At 40.3% G+C, this 4233-nt stretch carries 2 protein-coding genes; one reads left to right on the top strand and one right to left on the bottom strand.

Annotation, left to right across the window (positions count from 1 at the left end; genetic code table 11):
* Window positions 1–1627: hypothetical protein (locus ABWP14_RS11245; protein WP_353203064.1), on the top strand; the 1627-nt coding region annotated here is incomplete at its 5' end.
* Between the two features lie 498 nt (window positions 1628–2125).
* Here ABWP14_RS11245 and ABWP14_RS11240 read toward each other — a convergent pair.
* Window positions 2126–2278: a hypothetical protein gene (locus ABWP14_RS11240; RefSeq protein WP_353203063.1), complete on the bottom strand. Its 153-nt coding sequence runs from the start codon at window positions 2276–2278 to the stop codon at window positions 2126–2128.
* Window positions 2279–4233: the final 1955 nt, after the last annotated feature.

Genomic DNA, 4233 nt, shown 5'->3' with positions numbered 1-4233 from the left:
AGCGTATCCCGCTGTAAATAAGCTGATATATGAATCATATAAAGCTGATTTAGCGGTGATATTGCCTTCCGAATGCTTATCGCGGTTACCACCTACTATTCCCATTCATAAGAGTCGGCTTGGCCACACTTTGAAAAAGGGTAAGAAACAGGGTAGAGTGACTTGCAATTATTCCTATGGTAATCTCAATGCTCAACTCAATACGGACGAAGTCCGGGAGATGGCTAGAGAGAAATATGGGGATATAGAATTACCTACTGTCATTGATTTGGCGCAGATGATTCTAAAGCATTTAGACGATATTAAACAATGGGGTCATAAGTCTTCGGAGGACTTAGTTTTATGGAAAATGGATTTGAAGGGAGCATTCACATTGCTCTTTTTCCGACCAGTCGATTGCGGTTTATTGGTACTTCCAATGACCGACGGCTTATCTGTGATCCATATTGCTGGGAATTTCGGTTTGACGTTATTTCCGTTTATCTTCAACGTCATTTCTCGATGCATTTTGCGTGCGATATCACTCATTATAATGGGTCTCATATGTATGTACATTGATGACATAATGGGTGTTTCCGATCGAGAGCATGTCGATGAGGATATCTCTCTCGCGACTACAGTTATCACCAACCTTTTGGGCGATGATGCTGTAGCTGTTGAGAAAACAGAGATAGGGCGCAAGATAGATTGGATAGGGTGGGAGTTCAATTTGGACACGATGACCGTATCCATTGCGGACCACAATTATTATAAGACGCTGCATGGTTTCATGACTGTGCAACGGGGAGAAAGAGTTAAGGTCCGTACCTTGCATACTCTTTCTTCCTGGGCTTCTCGGTATACTCTCGTGTGTCCATATATGGCGCCTTTTTCCGGGTATTTGTATTCTGCGTTTAGTGGATATAAAAACCTGGAAGTCGAGATTGTATTACCGACGGAAGCGTTTCTTGTTATTCTTTTGTGGCGATGTTTCTTCTTCTTAATGAAGTTGGAACCCAAAGGGTTTACACGCAAGATTGAAGACTTCCGTCCTAAAGGTGAACCTCACTTTCGTATCGAATATGATGGTGCACCGATAGGTATTGGTTTCATCATCAGTCAATACTCCAAGAAGACAGAACGGTTCCATCGAATTTGGGCTGTTTCTTGGTGTGATGAATATGTCCTGAATAATGATAGTGGCTACCAAAACTCTATGGAGTTTATAGCTGCCATTATGGGACTTGCGTGTTTGTCTTTTTTGGGTCACAATAACGCGAGAGTTGAGATGATCGGAGACAATACTTCGTCGTTATCTTGGTTGAAAGCTATGCACTTTCGTGCGGGTTCATCTACCGCGGCAGCGATAGCGTATGTTTCTCTCAATATGCATACGGGTATGAAGGTAGTTTCTACCGAATACAAAGAGGGTGAATTGAATCGAGCAGATCCTCTGTCTCGTCGTATACCCCCTTCGGATTTTGGTTTCACTGATAGAAACAGTTTCACAAGGGCCAACGCTCCTCCTATTTTGCAGGAGTTGTCGGTCTTGTTGAATCCTTCACATAATGCTATGGATGAGACCACTTTGTTGGCTCGTATGGCCAAATTCAATTATATCTTTCGACATTTGATTGTGCCTTCCTAAGCTATTATTGTGTTATTTGTTTCTTGTTTGTGGAGGGGAGATTATCTTTGTGTGTTTGAGTTGGATGTGTTTAATAATAATTTATTCATTAATAACATTTTAATTAATACTAGTTAATTGAATAAATAATCGTAATTTATATATTAGTTATATATTATATATTGTGTGTCTCAGAGAGTTCATACTCTTCTGTTCATTGGAACCTTTGCTGATTGTCTTCCTCTTGTCTTTACCTTGTGATTACTCAGGTGATCGAGTCGTTGCATTGTTAGAGCAAGCTTGGGATGTCAAGACGTTGGCCGGATTTCGTGTTACAGAGAGTATATGGCTTGAATACGTGAATCTTCACAATATTTCTGATCCCTATCTTACTGTGTGTACAGTGGAAAAGGGTATTGGTTTAGTGATGGAGTTCATTGTATATCTGGAGGATGTTATGGGTTTCACAGGACCTCAGATAGGCAAGTCGTTGACAAACCTTCGGGGTACCATTATTATTTACGGAGGATGTGCCTCAGTGTTTTCTTCGGAGGCACTGGCCGTTGTCCGTAGAGCAGTGAGAAACATACATGCTTCCATCTTTGCGTCTTCCATACTTTTGGATGGACCTAAGAAAGCCATCGTACAGTTGCCCATTTGTGTCGAGTTCATGGATCGTCTCCGTGAATGGTACTGGCACGGTGGGTCAACTCTTACGGATAAGATGATATATATTGCTTCTATGATAGCGTTCCTTCGGGGCCTTCGTATAAGTAATGTTGCATCGACTGGACCCAAGGCGATTGATCACCGTTATTATCTCCGTTCAGTCGATCTTGAAATTGAATTGGGGATTGTTTCGGTGTCACGTTGGAAGGATCTGGGCTCTCCCCCGGTCTTAGCGGTTAAATTGACATGTGTATCTTCCAAGACACATGGACCGACTAAGGCGAAGAAGACCGTTCCTCCTATTGTTATGATTGCGGGCATTGGGTCCTTGCATGAATGCATGTTGATGTCCGACTTCGTCACCTGGTTAAGTATTTCCGGAATGTATAATGACAATGACTTGTTGTTTGCACGATGGGATACTGTTCATAACAGGAAAACACCAACTTTGAAGCGCCTTACTTCGAAGGATGTGTCTACTGCTTTGAAAAGGGTGGCTGAAAGCTTTGGATTCAATGCGCAACAATTCTCAACGCGTTCGATACGTATTGGCGCGAATGTAGAGTTGTCTGCGCAGGGGGCATCAGATGGACAGCGCATGACGTGCTTGGACCATGTTACATTGTCTTCCAATGTCATGTACATGCGTTCCTTGTTAAATCATGACCCGACCCCTCTTTCAAGTGAGGGTATGCTGTCTGTGGAGGGAGTGAAGAAGATGGCGCGATACTTGTGAGGTTTGTCCTTGTCTCCCAATCCTTGTCATGGTTTCGACCTAGCTTAGTTGTGGGGGGTGGTATTAGTTTTAACCCTCTTCTCTTCTTTAGAGAGGGTTGGCTATATCATTTGTAGTATGTGGAAAATATGCATTTCCCTTCTACTGGTTATGAGGGTACCCCATCATGGTGAAAATAGTACAGATGATTATATGTTTTAAGTTTCGATATTCGAGCTTTAATTATGTCATTTCGTGTAACTACGCTATTCTTTCTTTACTTAAACTCTAAAAATGTATATAAGGTGATATAGTATATAAATAAACACATCTTTGGTTTTATTTTTTCCAAAGATTCCATATATTGTCCTATATCGGAAATTAGCATATACGCCAGAGCCCTCTAAAATAGGGGGAGTCGGTGGGTATGTTATTTCCAGTATAGGTTTTTGTGGAAGTTTATTATATACTTATTCATAGGGGGCTTTATGTACTGGCTAGTGTAAGCTTAACCGTTGTTATATCTCTATAGGGCGTCTAGATGCTTTCGCGATCTTGAATCGAAAGCTTCTATAGAACGTCCCGGAGTAAAAAGTTAAAATAACTTTTTGGAGTAAAAACGCGGCGCAGAAAGTATTGTTTCAATACTTAAGCTTTACATTAGACTTCAGAACTTCATGAATCATAAGTGGAATTTAATATTTTAAATTTCTTACTTCTCTTCATTAAGTTTAATAGGTTTATCATTAACCTCGGTCTAACTTATATATCTGTATATTACAGTATTGAGTTAGACGTTAACTTTTTACCGTTGCTTTAAATTTTTGCCTACCCTTCGCCACACCTGTTTGACCTTTTATTCTAAAGATTTCCTTTAGAGTTGCCTCGGCAGGGGGGGGGTGGTATTAGTTTTAACCCTCTTCTCTTCTTTAGAGAGGGTTGGCTATATCATTTGTAGTATGTGGAAAATATGCATTTCCCTTCTACTGGTTATGAGGGTACCCCATCATGGTGAAAATAGTACAGATGATTATATGTTTTAAGTTTCGATATTCGAGCTTTAATTATGTCATTTCGTGTAACTACGCTATTCTTTCTTTACTTAAACTCTAAAAATGTATATAAGGTGATATAGTATATAAATAAACACATCTTTGGTTTTATTTTTTCCAAAGATTCCATATATTGTCCTATATCGGAAATTAGCATATACGCCAGAGCCCTCTAAAATAGGGGGAGTCGG

Source organism: Polynucleobacter sp., from assembly GCF_040400325.1.
Classification (GTDB): domain Bacteria; phylum Pseudomonadota; class Gammaproteobacteria; order Burkholderiales; family Burkholderiaceae; genus Polynucleobacter.
This window is presented reverse-complemented; position numbering and strand designations above follow the sequence as displayed.